The following is a 16,445-nucleotide window of genomic DNA, read 5'->3' as shown; positions in this document are numbered from 1 at the left end:
GATGCAATCCCGTTCCCGTTTCGGCGCGAGCCTGCTGCCGTACCTGCTGATCGCGCCGCAGCTCGCGATCACCGCCGTGTTCTTCCTGTGGCCGGCCGGCGTCGCGCTGTGGCAGTCGACGCAGATGCAGGACGCGTTCGGCACGTCGAGCGAATTCGTTGGCCTCGCGAACTTCACGCACCTGTTCGCCGATCCGCTGTATCTCGACTCGTTCCGCACGACGCTGGTGTTCAGCTCGCTCGTGACGGTGAGCGGGCTCGTCGTGTCGCTGCTGCTCGCCGCGTGCGCCGACCGCGTGATCCGCGGCGCGCGCGTGTACCGCACGCTGCTGATCTGGCCGTACGCGGTCGCGCCGACGATCGCGGCCGTGCTGTGGGCGTTCCTGTTCAACCCGAGCATCGGCCTCGTCACCTATGCGCTCGCGAAGGGCGGCATCGTGTGGAACCACGCGCTGAACGGCGGCCAGGCGATGTTCCTCGTCGTGCTCGCGTCGGTGTGGAAGCAGGTGAGCTACAACTTCCTGTTCTTCTACGCGGGGCTGCAGGCGATCCCGCGCTCGCTGATCGAGGCGGCGGCGATCGACGGCGCCGGCCCGGTGCGGCGTTTCTTCAACATCGTGCTGCCGCTGCTGTCGCCGACGAGCTTCTTCCTGCTGGTCGTGAACCTCGTGTACGCGTTCTTCGACACGTTCCCGGTGATCGATGCGGCCACCGCGGGCGGTCCCGCGCAAAGCACGAAGACGCTGATCTACAAGATCTTCACGGAAGGCTTCCAGGGGCTCGACATCGGCAGCTCGGGCGCGCAGTCGGTCGTGCTGATGATCATCGTCGTCGGGCTCACGGTGATCCAGTTCCGCTTCGTCGAACGCAGGGTGCAATACGCATGATCGAAAATCGCAAGGGCTTCGACCTGTTCTGCCACGCGGTGCTGATCGCGGGCATCGTGCTGATCGTGTTCCCCGTGTACGTCGCGTTCTGCGCGGCGACGATGAACGCGCAGGAAGTGTTCACGATCCCGCTGTCGCTCGTGCCGAGCACGCATCTGCTCGAGAACATCGCGTACATCTGGGGGCACGGCAGCGGCGGCACGACGGCGCCGTTCGGCCGGCTGCTCGTCAACAGCTTCGTGATGGCGCTCGGGATCGCGGTCGGCAAGATCGCGGTGTCGATCCTGTCCGCGTACGCGATCGTCTATTTCCGCTTCCCGTTCCGCAACACGGCGTTCTGGCTGATCTTCATCACGCTGATGCTGCCCGTCGAGGTGCGGATCTTCCCGACCGTGCAGGTCGTGTCGACGCTGCACATGACGAACACCTACGCGGGGCTCACGCTGCCGCTGATCGCATCGGCGACCGCGACGTTCCTGTTCCGCCAGTTCTTCATGACGCTGCCCGACGAGCTGATGGACGCCGCGCGCATCGACGGCGCGGGGCCGCTGCGCTTTTTCCGGGACGTCGTGCTGCCGCTGTCGAAGACGAGCATCGCGGCGCTGTTCGTGATCACGTTCATCTACGGCTGGAACCAGTATCTGTGGCCGATCCTGATCACGACGGAGGCGTCGCTGTCGACGGCGGTGGTCGGCATCAAGACGATGATCGCGAGCGGCGACGCCGCGACCGAATGGCAGTACGTGATGGCGGCGACGCTGCTGGCGATGATTCCGCCGCTCGTCGTCGTGCTGGCGATGCAGCGCTGGTTCGTGCGCGGCCTCGTCGATTCCGAAAAATAACCCCCACCGCAACCGGGAGAAGGACCAAGTATGGCTGCGCTGAGCTTGAAGGGCGTCAGGAAATCCTACGACGGCAAGCAGCATGTGCTGCACGGCATCGACGTGGAGATCGCCGACGGCGAATTCATCGTGCTGGTCGGCCCGTCGGGCTGCGGCAAGTCGACGCTGCTGCGAATGATCGCGGGGCTCGAGACGGTGACGGACGGCGAGATCGCGATCGGCGAGCGCGTGGTGAACACGCTGGAGCCGAAAGATCGCGACATCGCGATGGTGTTCCAGAACTATGCGCTGTACCCGCACATGACGGTCGCGCAGAACATGGGCTACGGGCTGAAGATCCGCGGCATCGAGCGTGCGGCGATCGACGCGCGGGTGGCCGCGGCCGCGAAGATCCTCGAACTCGAGCCGCTGCTCGCGCGGCGCCCGCGCGAGCTGTCGGGCGGCCAGCGCCAGCGCGTCGCGATGGGCCGCGCAATCGTGCGCGAGCCGTCGGTGTTCCTGTTCGACGAGCCGCTGTCGAACCTCGATGCGAAGCTGCGCGTGCAGATGCGGCTCGAGATCCAGCGGCTGCATGCGCGGCTCGCGACGACGAGCGTGTACGTGACGCACGACCAGATCGAGGCGATGACGCTCGCGCAGCGCGTGATCGTGATGAACCGCGGCTACGCCGAGCAGATCGGTGCGCCGGTCGACGTGTACGAGAAGCCGGCGACGGTGTTCGTCGCGGGCTTCATCGGCTCGCCGGCGATGAACCTGATGCACGGACGGCTGTCGGAGGACGGCACGACGTTCACGGTCGCGGGCGGCGGCCCGGCGCTGCCGGTCGCCGGCGCGCCGGGCATCGGCAGCACGATCGCGACCGGCCGCGACTGGGTGCTCGGCGTGCGGCCGGAGCACATGACGCCGCAGCCGGGCGTCGCGCACGCGACGCTGCCGGTCGACTCGTGCGAACTGCTCGGTGCGGACAACCTCGCGCACGGCCGCTGGGGCAATCACGACGTCGCAGTGCGGCTGCCGCATGCGGATCGTCCGGCGCGCGGCACGGCCCTGGGCGCCGCGCTGCCTGCGCACCGGCTGCACTTCTTCGATCCCGAGACCGGCAAGCGTGCCGGCTGAACCTGACGAACGCGTGACGAGGCTCACGATGACAACCCGCTCCGACTGGCCCTATCCGCGCGTCGTCGCCCATCGCGGCGGCGGCACGCTCGCGCCGGAAAACACGCTCGCCGCACTCGACGAAGGCGCGCGGCGCGGTCACCGGATGGTCGAATTCGACGCGAAGCTGTCCGCCGACGATGTGACCTTCCTGCTGCACGACGACACGGTCGACCGCACGTCGAACGGCAGCGGCGCGGCCGCGGGCATGCGTTATGCGGCGCTGGCCGCGCTCGACGCGGGCGCGTGGTTCGACGCGCGCTTCGCGGGCGAGCGGATGCCGACGTTCGAGGCGGCGGCCGCGCGCTGTATCGCGCACGGGCTCGCCGCGAACGTCGAGATCAAGCCGTGCCCGGGCCGCGAACGCGACACCGGCCGCCGGGTGGCTGCCGACGCGGCCGCGTACTGGCACGGCGCGGCCGTGCCGCCGCTGCTGTCGTCGTTCTCGTTCGACGCGCTTGAACAGGCGCGCGCCGTCGCGCCCGCGTTGCCGCGCGGGATGCTGTACGACGCGATTCCGGATGACTGGCACGCGCAGGTCGGCGCGCTCGATTGCGTGTCGCTGCACGCCAACCACAACGCACTCGACGAACCGCTCGTGCGCGCGATCAAGGCCGCCGGGCTGCGCATCCTGGTGTACACGGTGAACGACCTCGCGCGGGCACGCGAACTCGCGCGCTGGGGCGTCGATGCCGTCTGCACGGACCGCATCGACCTGATCGCACACGATGCGCTGGACGACATCGACGTCGTCTGACGGCCATGGCCGGGCTGGCCTCCGGTGAAACCCTTGCGCGGAACGTGCCTGATGCGAAAAAACGACGCCCCGACGGGATTCCCGCCGGGGCGTTTTGCATCGTGGAGACGTTACGCCAGGAAAAATCCGCTACAAATTGCAGCAGGATTAACCATTCCCCAAATATTCGACTACGCTTAGAAGCGGTAGCCGACGTTGAGGTACGTGACGATCGGGTTGAGCGAGATATGGGCTTTCGACGTCTCGGTCAGCGTGCCGACCGGCGTGCGGCGGGCCGTCGTGAAGGTCGCGGTGACGCTGACCGGGATGTACGACAGCGACAGGCCCGCGAACCAGTGTTTCGTGAAGTTGTACGTGAAGCCGGCGTTGAAGACGGGCGCCCACTGGTTGCTGGTGGTCGCGCTGGTCGGGCCGCCGAGCACGCCGTTTTCGAACGCGCCGTTGGTGATCTTCGCGCCGGTGAACCAGACATACGTGGCGCCGATGCCGACATACGGACGGAACTTCGCGTTGGCGTCGTTGAAGTGGTAGCGAAGCAGCAGGGCTGGGCTCCACTGGTACGCACGGCCGAGTACGCCGAACTTTTCGAACTGACCCTTGCCGGTAATGTCGAACTTCGGCGGGATCCCCATGACGAGCTCGGTGGAGATGTGGTCGGTGACGAAGTAACCCGCTGCGAGCCCCAGCGTATCGGCGTCGTTGATGCCGGCGCCGGTGTTGGGAATCGACTGATTGATGGGCGTGCCGCCTACGCCGTAGACGAACAGCGGATCGCTGCTGTCCTGCGGCGAAAGGTGCAGCCAGCCGGTGCTGACGTAGAAATCACCTGCAGATTGTGCGTGTGCCGTACCGCCCGCAACTGCGAATGCGAGCGCTGCGGCCCCCGTAATGGCCAGTTTTCGTTTCATTGTGTCTCCTCCGATCAAAGGCGTGCTCATTATGACGACTGCGTTTAAAACCAAACAAGCTCGCAAGTTAGAGCTTTCTCCCTAGGATTCGCACGACCGTACGCTTCCGCGCCCCGCAGGGACAGGCATTCTACGCAGATGCGTAATTTCGGACCTCCGGGTATTTCCTAACGCGTTCAAACGGACATTCAGCATGGCACGGTTAGCACGACTCTACGTTCCCGACCAGCCGCAGCACGTGATACTGCGCGGCCTGGATCAGCAACCCGCGTTCGTCGACGACCAGGACTACGAGCTTTTCATCGATTGTCTGAAGGCCGCGGCACGCGATCACCACCTGTCGGTGCATGCCTATGTGCTGCTCCCGCGGCAGGTGCAACTTCTCGTGACGCCGAGCGACGAGGCGAGCCTGCCGAAGGCGATGCAGGCGGTCGGCCGGCGCTACGTCGCCCATTTCAACCGGCGGTACTCGCGCCGCGGCACGCTGTGGGAAGGCCGCTATCGCGCGACGGTCATCGAAGGCGAGCGCTACTTCCTGCTCGCGAGCCGCGTGGTCGAGATGAGCCCGGTGCGCGCGCAGCTGGTCGCGACGCCCGACGCCTATCGTTGGTCGAGCTACCGGCACCACGTCGGGCTCACCGTCGACAGTCTGATCACCGACCATCCGCTCTACTGGGCGCTCGGCAACACGCCGTTCGACCGTCAGCGCGCGTACAAGGAGCTGTGCGAGCAGCCGCTCGACGAGCGGCAGGCCGATCAACTCCAGCAGGCGACGCTGAAGGGATGGGTACTCGGCGGCGAGAACTACCGCGAGTGGGCGGCGCGCACCGCGAATCGCCGCGTGTCGCCGCTGCCGCGCGGACGCCCCAGAAAGGTGCGTGAAAACACGCCGCCGATCCAGCAGTAAAGCGGGAGAAGCGGACCACGAGGCGGCGCTGCGGGCGCCGCTTCTTTTTGCACCAAAACGATACGGCCCCAATAAAACAGCACCAGATCGAGGCATGCGTTTAATTGGGGTTCAATCAAGCGGTTTTTGTTGCTATTCCTTTGATTCGTCGCGTATATTCCGAATTCCGGTGGCCCCGGGCGAAGTTCGCCCATCCACTGTCGGCCGTGCCGTCTCCCGTCGGGAGCGGGAACGACGGCAACAAAAAAATGGTTCAACGGCCCTCGAGGCCCCTTTACGACGGTGTCCCCATGAACGACCACCAGCAGCCGCTCGCCGCGGTGCCCGCCGCACAAGGTCTGTACGACCCGCAAAACGAACACGACGCCTGTGGCGTCGGCTTCGTCGCTCACATCAAGGGCAAGAAGAGCCACGAGATCATTCAGCAGGGTCTGAAGATCCTCGAGAACCTCGATCACCGCGGCGCGGTCGGTGCCGATCCGCTGATGGGCGACGGCGCGGGCATCCTGATCCAGATTCCGGACGCGTTCTATCGCGAGGAAATGTCGAAGCAGGGCGTGACGCTGCCGCCGGCCGGAGAATATGGGGTCGGGATGATCTTCCTGCCGAAGGAAAACGCATCGCGTCTCGCGTGCGAGCAGGAGCTCGAGCGGACGGTGCGCGCCGAAGGCCAGGTCGTGCTCGGCTGGCGCGACGTGCCGGTCGACCATGCGATGCCGATCTCGCCGACGGTCAAGGCGAGCGAGCCGCTGATCCGCCAGATCTTCATCGGCCGCGGCAAGGACATCATGGTGACCGACGCGCTCGAGCGGAAGCTGTACGTGATCCGCAAGACCGCGAGCCACCGCATCCAGGCGCTGAAGCTCAAGCACGGCAAGGAATACTTCGTGCCGTCGATGTCGGCGCGCACGGTCGTCTACAAGGGGCTGCTGCTCGCGGGCCAGGTCGGCGTGTACTACCGCGACCTGCAGGACGAGCGCGTCGTGTCTGCGCTCGCGCTCGTGCACCAGCGCTTCTCGACCAACACGTTCCCGGCGTGGGAACTGGCTCACCCGTACCGGATGATCGCGCACAACGGCGAGATCAACACCGTGAAGGGCAACGTGAACTGGCTGAACGCGCGTACCGGCGCGATCGCGTCGCACGTGCTCGCCGACGACCTGCCGAAGCTGTGGCCGCTGATCTACCCGGGCCAGTCGGACACCGCATCGTTCGACAACTGTCTCGAACTGCTGGTGATGGCCGGCTACCCGCTCGTGCACGCGGTGATGATGATGATCCCGGAAGCGTGGGAACAGCACACGCTGATGGACGAGAACCGCCGCGCGTTCTACGAGTACCACGCCGCGATGATGGAGCCGTGGGACGGCCCCGCCGCGATCGCGTTCACCGACGGCCGCCAGATCGGCGCGACGCTCGACCGTAACGGCCTGCGTCCGGCGCGCTACATCGTCACGGACGACGACCTCGTCATCATGGCGTCGGAAGCCGGCACGCTGCCGATCCCCGAATCGAAGATCGTCAAGAAGTGGCGCCTGCAGCCGGGCAAGATGTTCCTGATCGACATGGAGCACGGCCGCATCATCGACGACAAGGAGCTCAAGGACAACCTCGCGAACGCGAAGCCGTACAAGAGCTGGATCGACGCCGTGCGCATCAAGCTCGACGAGATCGAGCCGAAGGCCGAGGAAGTCGCGGCCGGCCGCACGCAGGGCGCCGCGCTGCTCGACCGCCAGCAGGCGTTCGGCTATACGCAGGAAGACCTGAAGTTCCTGATGGCGCCGATGGCGCAGCAGGGCGAGGAAGCCGTCGGCTCGATGGGCAACGACTCGCCGCTCGCGGTGATGTCGAACAAGAACAAGACGCTCTATCACTACTTCAAGCAGCTGTTCGCGCAGGTCACGAACCCGCCGATCGACCCGATCCGCGAGAACATGGTGATGTCGCTCGTGTCGTTCATCGGCCCGAAGCCGAACCTGCTCGACACCAACAACATCAACCCGCCGATGCGTCTCGAAGTGTCGCAGCCGGTGCTCGACTTCAAGGACATCGCGAAGATCCGCGCGATCGACCAGTACACGGGCGGCAAGTTCAGCGCGTACGAACTGAACATCTGCTATCCGGTCGCATGGGGCAAGGAAGGCATCGAGGCGCGCCTCGCGTCGCTGTGCGCGGAAGCCGTCGACGCGGTGAAGTCGGGCTACAACATCCTGATCGTGTCGGACCGCAAGACGGACGCCGAGCACGTCGCGATCCCGGCGCTGCTCGCCACGTCGGCGATCCACACGCACCTCGTCCAGCAAGGGCTGCGCACGAGCACGGGCCTCGTCGTCGAGACGGGCTCCGCACGTGAGACGCACCACTTCGCACTGCTCGCGGGCTACGGCGCGGAAGCCGTGCACCCGTACCTCGCGATGGAAACGCTCGCGCAGATGGCCGAGGGGCTGCCGGGCGACCTGTCGCCGGAGAAGGCCGTCTACAACTTCACGAAGGCGGTCGGCAAGGGCCTGCAGAAGGTGATGTCGAAGATGGGCATCTCGACGTACATGTCGTACACGGGCGCGCAGATCTTCGAAGCGCTCGGCCTGTCGAGCGACCTCGTCGAGAAGTACTTCAAGGGCACGGCATCGAAGGTCGGCGGCATCGGCCTGTTCGAGGTCGCGGAAGAAGCGATCCGCCTGCACCGCGATGCATTCGGCGACAACCCGGTCCTGCGCGACATGCTCGACGCGGGCGGCGAGTACGCGTATCGCGTGCGCGGCGAAGACCACATGTGGACGCCGGACTCGATCGCGAAGCTCCAGCACGCGACGCGCAGCAACTCGTACCAGACGTACAAGGAATACGCGCACCTGATCAACGACCAGACCAAGCGTCACATGACGTTCCGCGGCCTGTTCGAGTTCAAGGTCGAGCCGACCAAGGCGATCCCGATCGAAAACGTCGAGCCGGCGAAGGAAATCGTGAAGCGCTTCGCGACCGGCGCGATGTCGCTCGGTTCGATCAGCACCGAAGCGCACGCGACGCTCGCGATCGCGATGAACCGGATCGGCGGCAAGTCGAACACCGGCGAAGGCGGCGAGGACGAGAAGCGCTACCGCAACGAACTGCGCGGCATTCCGATCAAGGCGGGCGAGACGCTGAAGTCGGTGATCGGCGACGAGATCGTCAGCGACATTCCGCTGAAGGACGGCGATTCGCTGCGCTCGAAGATCAAGCAGGTCGCGTCGGGCCGCTTCGGCGTCACCGCCGAGTACCTGGCATCGGCCGACCAGATCCAGATCAAGATGGCGCAGGGCGCGAAGCCGGGCGAAGGCGGCCAGCTGCCGGGCCACAAGGTGTCCGAATACATCGGCAAGCTGCGTTACTCGGTGCCGGGCGTCGGCCTGATCTCGCCGCCGCCGCACCACGACATCTACTCGATCGAGGATCTGGCGCAACTGATCCACGACCTGAAGAACGTGAACCCGAGCTCGAGCATCTCGGTGAAGCTGGTGTCGGAAGTCGGTGTCGGCACGGTCGCGGCTGGTGTCGCGAAGGCGAAGGCCGATCACGTCGTGATCGCCGGCCACGACGGCGGCACGGGCGCATCGCCGCTGTCGTCGGTCAAGCATGCGGGCACGCCGTGGGAACTCGGCCTCGCCGAAACGCAGCAGACGCTGGTGCTGAACCGCCTGCGCGGCCGGATCCGCGTGCAGGCCGACGGCCAGATGAAGACGGGCCGCGACGTCGTGATCGGCGCGCTGCTCGGCGCGGACGAATTCGGCTTCGCGACGGCGCCGCTCGTCGTCGAAGGCTGCATCATGATGCGCAAGTGCCACCTGAACACGTGCCCGGTCGGCGTCGCGACGCAGGATCCGGTGCTGCGTGCGAAGTTCAAGGGCCAGCCCGAGCACGTCGTGAACTACTTCTTCTTCGTCGCCGAAGAAGTGCGCGAGATCATGGCGCAGCTCGGCGTCGCGAAGTTCGACGACCTGATCGGCCGTGCCGACCTGCTCGACACGCGCAAGGGCATCGAGCACTGGAAGGCGAAGGGCCTCGACTTCTCGCGCGTGTTCTACCAGCCGGAAGAATGCGAGGACGTCGCGCCGCGTCACGTCGACGTGCAGGATCACGGCCTCGAGCGCGCGCTCGACCACGTGCTGATCGAGAAGGCGAAGGCCGCGATCGAGAACGGCGAGCATGTGTCGTTCATCCAGCCGGTGCGCAACGTGAACCGGACGGTCGGCGCGATGCTGTCGGGCGTGATCGCCAAGAAGCACGGCCACGACGGCCTGGCGGACGACGCGGTGCACATCCAGCTGAAGGGCACGGCCGGCCAGAGCTTCGGCGCGTTCCTCGCGAAGGGCGTGACGCTCGACCTCGTCGGCGACGGCAACGACTACGTCGGCAAGGGCCTGTCGGGCGGCCGGATCATCATCCGTCCGACCAACGACTTCCGCGGCAAGTCCGAGGAAAACATCATCTGCGGCAACACGGTGATGTACGGCGCGATCGAAGGCGAAGCCTTCTTCCGCGGGGTCGCGGGCGAGCGCTTCTGCGTGCGCAACTCGGGCGCGACGGCGGTCGTCGAAGGCACGGGCGACCACGGCTGCGAATACATGACGGGCGGCACGGTCGTCGTGCTCGGCGAAACCGGGCGCAACTTCGCGGCCGGCATGTCGGGCGGTCTCGCGTACATCTACGATCCGGAAGGCACGTTCGCAGCCAAGTGCAACAAGTCGATGGTCGCGCTCGAGCCGGTGCTGCAGCAGGCCGAGCAGGAGCGCACGGTCGACCGCGCACTCTGGCACGAGGGCACGACGGACGAAGCGCTGCTCAAGGGGCTCGTCGAGCGTCATTTCCAGTTCACGGGTTCGCCGCGCGCGAAGTCGCTGCTGGAAAACTGGGACGCGGCGCGCCGCCAGTTCGTGAAGGTGTTCCCGCACGAATACAAGCGCGCGCTGGGCGAGATCGGTGCGAAGAAGGCGGCGAAGGAAGTGCTGGCCGCCTGAGCGACGAACGACATAGCGACTGCCGCGCGCGCATGATTGCCGCGCGCGGCTCCCCCACCCGATACACCGAACAGAAGAGCACCTTATGGGCAAGGCAACCGGTTTTCTGGAGTTCGAACGCCGCCACGAGGCGTACGAAGCACCGCTCACGCGCGTGAAGCACTACAAGGAATTCGTCGCGGCGCTGACCGACGCGGACGCGAAGGTCCAGGGCGCGCGCTGCATGGATTGCGGCATCCCGTTCTGCAACAACGGCTGCCCGGTCAACAACATCATCCCGGACTTCAACGATCTCGTTTACCGCCAGGACTGGCAGCAGGCGATCGAAGTCCTGCACTCGACCAACAACTTCCCCGAGTTCACGGGCCGCATCTGCCCGGCGCCGTGCGAGGCGGCGTGCACGCTGGGGATCAACAACGATCCGGTCGGCATCAAGTCGATCGAGCACGCGATCATCGACAAGGCGTGGGCCGAGGGCTGGGTGAAGCCGCTGCCGGCCGCGCACAAGACGGGCAAGAAGGTCGCCATCGTCGGTTCGGGCCCCGCGGGTCTCGCCGCCGCGCAGCAGCTTGCGCGCGCCGGCCACGACGTGACGGTGTTCGAGAAGAACGATCGCGTCGGCGGCCTGCTGCGTTACGGGATCCCCGACTTCAAGCTCGAGAAGTGGCTGATCGATCGCCGGATGCGCCAGATGGAGGCGGAAGGCGTGACGTTCCGCACGAGCGTGTTCATCGGCAAGGATCCGCTGCCCGAATCGATCGGCAACCTCGCGAAGGAAACCATTTCGCCGGAGAAGCTGAAGGAAGAATTCGACGCGGTCGTGATCGCGGGCGGTTCGGAAACGCCGCGCGACCTGCCGGTGCCGGGCCGCGAGCTCGCCGGCGTCCATTTCGCGATGGACTTCCTGCCGCAGCAGAACCGCGTGAACGCGGGCGACAAGCTCACCGACCAGCTGCTCGCGAAGGGCAAGCACGTGATCGTGATCGGCGGCGGCGATACGGGTTCGGACTGCGTCGGCACGTCGAACCGTCACGGCGCGAAGCAGGTCACGCAGTTCGAGCTGCTGCCGCAGCCGCCGGAAGAGGAAAACAAGCCGCTCGTGTGGCCGTACTGGCCGATCAAGCTGCGCACGTCGTCGTCGCACGAGGAAGGCTGCGAGCGCGACTGGGCGGTCGCGACGAAGCGTCTCGAAGGCAAGAACGGCAAGGTCGAGAAGCTGATCGCGGTGCGCGTCGAGTGGAAGGACGGCAAGATGCAGGAAGTGCCGGGCTCCGAGTTCGAGATGAAGGCCGACCTCGTGCTGCTCGCGATGGGCTTCACGCAGCCGGCGGCGCCGGTGCTCGACGCGTTCGGCGTCGCGAAGGACGCGCGCGGCAATGCGCGTGCGGCGACCGAAGGCGAGCGCTCGTACTACACGTCGGTCGACAAGGTGTTCGCGGCAGGCGACATGCGTCGCGGCCAGTCGCTCGTCGTGTGGGCGATCCGCGAAGGCCGCCAGTGCGCGCGCTCGGTCGATGCGTACCTGATGGGGCATTCGGAACTGCCGCGCTGACCTGAAGCGCGCAAGCGGGTTTCGATGGAAGCCGGGCGTCCGAGAGGGCGCCCGGTTTTTTTTCGGGCCAGCAGTCTCCGGCCTGCGGCGGGGCATCCGGCTGTTGCGACGCAGCCCCCATTTTCCCGAAGCGTCGCCTAACCTGATCGCATCGGGTATTGATTTTCTGCGATTCCGCTTCCTTTCGTTTTGTAATGATTCGTGAAAACTGTCATATCATGTCGCCCCTCCGGCCGCATTCGCTCGGCGGCCGGATATGACTGACCGCATTTACAAGGACTCTGAATGGAAGCATTCGTGCAAGGGCTGATCGACGCCGTCAACGGCGTGCTGTGGAACTACGTGCTGATCGCGCTGCTGCTCGGCGCCGGCGCGTGGTTCACGTTGCGGTTCCGGATGATCCAGCTGAAGGCGCTGTTCCTCAGCATGAAGCTGGTCGGCAGCAAGGGCGAGCCGGGCAGCATCTCGTCGTTCCAGGCGTTCGCGACCGGGCTCGCGAGCCGCGTCGGCACCGGCAACATCGCCGGCGTCGCGGTCGCGCTGACGGTCGGCGGCCCGGGCGCGATCTTCTGGATGTGGATGACGGCGCTCGTCGGGATGTCGTCCGCGTTCGTCGAGGCGACGCTCGCGCAGATCTTCAAGGTGTCGCACGCGGACGGCAGCTATCGCGGCGGCCCCGCGTACTACATCCAGACGGGCCTGCGCTCGCGCGGCTTCGGCGTGCTGTTCTCGCTGTCGCTGATCCTCGCGTTCGGCTTCGTGTTCAACGCGGTGCAGGCCAACGCGATCGCCGATGCGTTCCATACGTCGTTCGGCTGGAGCCGCGCGACGGTCGGCGTGGGCCTCGTGCTGCTCACCGCGCCGCTGATCTTCGGCGGGATTCGCCGCATCGCGTCGGTCGCGCAGGTGATCGTGCCGGTGATGGCGATCGGCTATCTCGCGCTGGCCGTCTACGCGGTCGCGACGCACGTCGCGCTCGTGCCGGATGTGCTCGCACTGATCGTGAAGAGCGCGTTCGGGCTCGAGCAGGCGGCCGGCGGCCTGACCGGCTATGCGCTCAGCCAGGCAGTCGCGATGGGCGTGAAGCGCGGGCTGTTCTCGAACGAGGCCGGCATGGGCAGCGCGCCGAACGCGGCCGCGACCGCGAGCGTCCGGCATCCGGTCGTGCAGGGGCTGATCCAGATGCTCGGCGTGTTCGTCGACACGATCGTGATCTGCAGCGCGACCGCGTTCGTGATCCTGCTGTCGGGCCAGTACGAGCTCGGCACCGGCATGGAGGGCGCGGCGCTCACGCAGCGCGCGATCGCGAGCCACGTCGGCGGCTGGGGCGGCATCTACATGGCCGTCGCGATCTTCTTCTTCGCGTACTCGTCGGTGATCGGCAACTACGCGTATGCGGAGGGCAACGTCGAGTTCATCACGAAGCGGCGCGGCGTGCTGCCGCTGTTTCGCGTCGCGGTGCTCGGGATGGTGATGTTCGGCAGCGTCGGGCAATTGCCGCTCGTGTGGGCGATGGCCGATACGAGCATGGGGCTGATGGCGATCATCAACCTGGTCGCGATCCTTGCGCTCGGCAAGTATGCGCATGCCGCGTGGCGCGACTATCGCGAGCAGCGCGCGCAGGGCATCGCCGAGCCGGTGTTCACGCGCAACACGATTCCCGAGCTCGCCGGCGTGCTGGCGGGCGACGTGTGGGGCGAGCACGGCCCGCTGCCGCAGCGCCGGGCTTCGGCCGAAGCGGCGGCAGCGACGGTGGCAGAAACGGTGCCGGAAGCGCGCGTGGCGGTGCGCGAGTCATGAACGCCGACCGGCTGCGTGCGTTCGTCGCGCTGATGCCCGATCCGGCATCGCGCGACGCGCTGCACGCATTGCCGGTCACCCGCGGCGCGCGGCGCACGCTGCCCGCGCAACTGCACGTGACGCTCGCGTTCATCGGCGCGATCGAACGCGCACGATGCGACGCGCTGACCGCGCGCCTGCCGGCGCTCGCGGCCGCGCATGCGCTGCCGTTGCAGCCGGTCGAGCGGATCGCGTGGTGGCCGAGTCTGCCGCGCGCGAGGCTGATCGTCGCGGAACTGGCGGCCGATCCGGCCTGTGCGGCGCTGAATGCGGACTTGGCGGCGTTGCTGCGCGAGCTCGGCGTGCCGGCCGACCGCCGGCCGTTCCGGCCGCACGTGACGCTCGCGCGGCTGCCGCGCGATGCGGACGGTCAGCCGGCCCACGGCGGCGCGACCGGCCGGCCGGTCGCGCTGCGCTTCGACGCGCTGACGCTGTTCGAAAGCCGGCTGTCGCACGAAGGTGTGTCGCACGTGCCGATCGTATCGGTGCCGATTGCGCCGGCGGCACGGGAACGCGGATAGGAAACGGAGAGAAAGCCGGCGCAGCATGCGCCGGCTTTTTGTTTGCCGCCGTTACGCGGCGACCTTGTCGTCGTCGTTCACGCGCTCGACGTTGATCGTGCCGACGTGGAACGCGGCGAGCGATTCGCGGTGCGCGATGCTGACGATCGCGGCCTTCGGCAGCCGCTCGGCGAACAGGTGATAGAGCCGCGCTTCGTTGTCGGCGTCGAGCGCGCTCGTCGCTTCGTCGAGGAACAGGAAGTCCGGCTTGTGCAGCAGCACGCGCGCGCCGGCGAGACGCTGCTGTTCGCCCGGCGACAGCACGCGCGTCCAGTGGCCGGTCTCGTCGAGGCGCTCGACGTAGTCTTCGAGACGGCACGCGCGCAGCGCGTCGCGGCACGCGTCGTCGGTGAACGCATCGGGCGCGGCCGGATAGGTGAGCGCGGCCTTCAGCGTGCCGATCGGCAGATAGCTGGTTTGCGGCACGAACATCATCCGCGCGCCGACGGGCGCGTCGATCGCACCGTCGCCGAACGGCCAGAGGCCCGCGAGCGCGCGCATGAACGTGCTCTTGCCGGAGCCCGACTTGCCGATCACGAGCCAGCGCGAGCCCGGCTCGATCGTCACGCTGCCGATGTTCGCCAGCGCGTTGCCGTTCGGCAGCGCGAGCTTCAGCGACGACGTCGACAGCTTCGCCGCATCGACGTAGTGCAGGTTGATGCCGCCGTGCTCGGTCGCGGGCGACAGGCTTTCCTTCAGGTGCGACGTGCCCATCACGCGCTTGAATTCACGCAGACGGTTGACGGTCGCGCGCCATTCGACGAGGGTCGAGTAACTGTTGATGAACCACGAGAACGAATCGCTGACGGTGCCGAACGCGGACGAGATCTGCATCAGCACGCCGAACGAGAACGCGCCCGCGAAGTAGCGCGGCGCCGCGACGACGAGCGGGAAGATGATCGCAATCTGCCCGTAGAAGCTCAGCACGAACGTGAGACGCTTCGTGTACTTCATCACGCGCCACCAGTTGTCGCGGATGCGCATGAACAGCGTCTGCGCGTTGGCCGTCTCGGTTTTCTCGCCGTCGTAGAACGCGATCTGCTCGGCGTTCTCGCGCACGCGGATCAGGCCGAAACGGAAGTCGGCCTCGACGCGCTGCTGCTGGTAGTTGATCGACACGAGCGGGTGGCCGACCTTCTGGATGATCAGCGAGCCGACCACCGCGTACAGCGCGGCCGCCCACACCATGTAGCCGGGAATCGTGATCGGCGTCGCGCCGAGCGAGAACGTCAGCGCGCCCGCGAGCGACCACAGGATCGTGATGAACGACACGAGCGTGACGACCGTCGACAGCAGATCGAGCGACAGCGCGAGCGTCGTCGTCGCGAACGACTGGAGGTCGTCGGTGATCCGCTGGTCGGGGTTGTCGGCCAGGCGGTCGCGTTCGATCCGGTAGAACGCGCGATCGCCGAGCCACTGGCCGAGAAAGCGGTCGGTGAGCCACTGGCGCCAGCGGAACCCGAGCATCTGGCGCAGGTAGCGGCCATACACGGCGAGGATGATGAAGCCGAACGCGAGCGCGGAGAACTGCATCAGCAGGTTCGGGAAGTCGTGGACGTTCTTCGACTGCAACGCGTTGTAGAACGCCGCGTTCCACTTGTTCAGCTTCACGTTGATCCAGACCACGCAGAGGTTCATCGCGATGATCGCTAGCAGCAGCCCCCACGCGACTTTCCATTCGGACGACACCCAGTAGGGTTTGATGAGGCTCCATGCGGATACCGGGCGCTCGTCCTGCGGCGCGGCGGAGGCGGAGCGGACGGGATCGATCGATTGGGTCATGTGCTTCCTGATGAGTAGCCGGCGCGGGCCGGGCGAAGCCGGGCGCGCGCCGCGATACGGCATGCCGGCACGGGGTGCCGACCGACGGCGGGCGTCCGGATGGTGGCCCGCGCGTCTTAAACGGCACTTAAGACCGGCGGTGACGCGGCAACCGGCCGCTCGCGCGGCCGGCCTGCGGGCATTGTGCCAGAGCGGCGCGGCACGACGGCGAATTTGCCGCATGGGGGACAGTTTGCGGCGCTTTCCGCTTTTATGGTCTAATG

11 protein-coding genes are annotated in these 16,445 nt (G+C 66.7%); 9 read left to right on the top strand and 2 right to left on the bottom strand.

Translation table 11 applies throughout. From position 1 onward, the window contains the following. The first annotated feature begins 1 nt into the window (after nt 1). From ugpA to ugpQ, 4 genes are read left to right on the top strand one after another with little or no spacing between them, the layout of a single operon-like run. Nucleotides 2–886: a sn-glycerol-3-phosphate ABC transporter permease UgpA gene (gene ugpA / locus Q3A80_RS25305; RefSeq protein ID WP_446331592.1), complete on the top strand. Its 885-nt coding sequence runs from the start codon at nt 2–4 to the stop codon at nt 884–886. Beyond that, nucleotides 883–1,728, top strand: coding sequence for a sn-glycerol-3-phosphate ABC transporter permease UgpE (gene ugpE, locus Q3A80_RS25300; protein ID WP_446331591.1), 846 nt, complete (start codon nt 883–885; stop codon nt 1,726–1,728). Before ugpA ends, ugpE begins: the two co-directional genes overlap by 4 nt. A gap of 30 nt (nt 1,729–1,758) precedes the next feature. After that, on the top strand, nt 1,759–2,844 hold the full coding sequence (locus Q3A80_RS25295; protein ID WP_446331590.1) for a sn-glycerol-3-phosphate import ATP-binding protein UgpC: 1,086 nt from the start codon (nt 1,759–1,761) through the stop codon (nt 2,842–2,844). A 28-nt stretch (nt 2,845–2,872) separates the two neighbouring features. Next, complete coding sequence (gene ugpQ, locus Q3A80_RS25290; protein WP_446331589.1) at nt 2,873–3,640, top strand: glycerophosphodiester phosphodiesterase; 768 nt, start codon at nt 2,873–2,875, stop codon at nt 3,638–3,640. Nucleotides 3,641–3,816: 176 nt separating this feature from the next. Here the strand turns inward: ugpQ and Q3A80_RS25285 are convergent, their stop codons facing one another. Then, nucleotides 3,817–4,548, bottom strand: coding sequence for an OmpW/AlkL family protein (locus Q3A80_RS25285; RefSeq protein WP_446331588.1), 732 nt, complete (start codon nt 4,546–4,548; stop codon nt 3,817–3,819). A 193-nt stretch (nt 4,549–4,741) separates the two neighbouring features. Between Q3A80_RS25285 and Q3A80_RS25280 the strand changes: the two genes are divergently transcribed. The 5 genes from Q3A80_RS25280 (at nt 4,742) to thpR (ending at nt 14,361) form a co-directional block, all read left to right on the top strand. After that, nucleotides 4,742–5,455 (top strand): transposase, encoded by a 714-nt coding sequence (locus tag Q3A80_RS25280; protein ID WP_006752972.1) that lies wholly within the window; start codon nt 4,742–4,744, stop codon nt 5,453–5,455. A gap of 290 nt (nt 5,456–5,745) precedes the next feature. After that, complete coding sequence (locus tag Q3A80_RS25275; protein WP_446331587.1) at nt 5,746–10,449, top strand: glutamate synthase-related protein; 4,704 nt, start codon at nt 5,746–5,748, stop codon at nt 10,447–10,449. 85 nt (nt 10,450–10,534) lie between these two features. Beyond that, nucleotides 10,535–12,001: a glutamate synthase subunit beta gene (locus Q3A80_RS25270; protein WP_446331586.1), complete on the top strand. Its 1,467-nt coding sequence runs from the start codon at nt 10,535–10,537 to the stop codon at nt 11,999–12,001. Nucleotides 12,002–12,286: 285 nt separating this feature from the next. Beyond that, nucleotides 12,287–13,801 (top strand): alanine/glycine:cation symporter family protein, encoded by a 1,515-nt coding sequence (locus Q3A80_RS25265; protein WP_446331585.1) that lies wholly within the window; start codon nt 12,287–12,289, stop codon nt 13,799–13,801. Next, nucleotides 13,798–14,361 carry an RNA 2',3'-cyclic phosphodiesterase gene (gene thpR, locus Q3A80_RS25260; RefSeq protein ID WP_446331584.1) on the top strand — a complete coding sequence of 188 codons (564 nt, stop codon included), beginning with the start codon at nt 13,798–13,800 and terminating at the stop codon, nt 14,359–14,361. The genes Q3A80_RS25265 and thpR overlap by 4 nt, the downstream gene beginning before the upstream one ends. A gap of 51 nt (nt 14,362–14,412) precedes the next feature. Here the strand turns inward: thpR and Q3A80_RS25255 are convergent, their stop codons facing one another. After that, on the bottom strand, nt 14,413–16,182 hold the full coding sequence (locus Q3A80_RS25255) for an ABC transporter ATP-binding protein/permease (RefSeq protein WP_446331583.1): 1,770 nt from the start codon (nt 16,180–16,182) through the stop codon (nt 14,413–14,415). Between the last annotated feature and the right edge of the window lie 263 nt (nt 16,183–16,445).

Source organism: Burkholderia sp. SR8, assembly GCF_052851275.1.
Note: the sequence above shows the minus strand (reverse complement) of the source record. Positions and strands in the feature narration are given on the sequence as shown.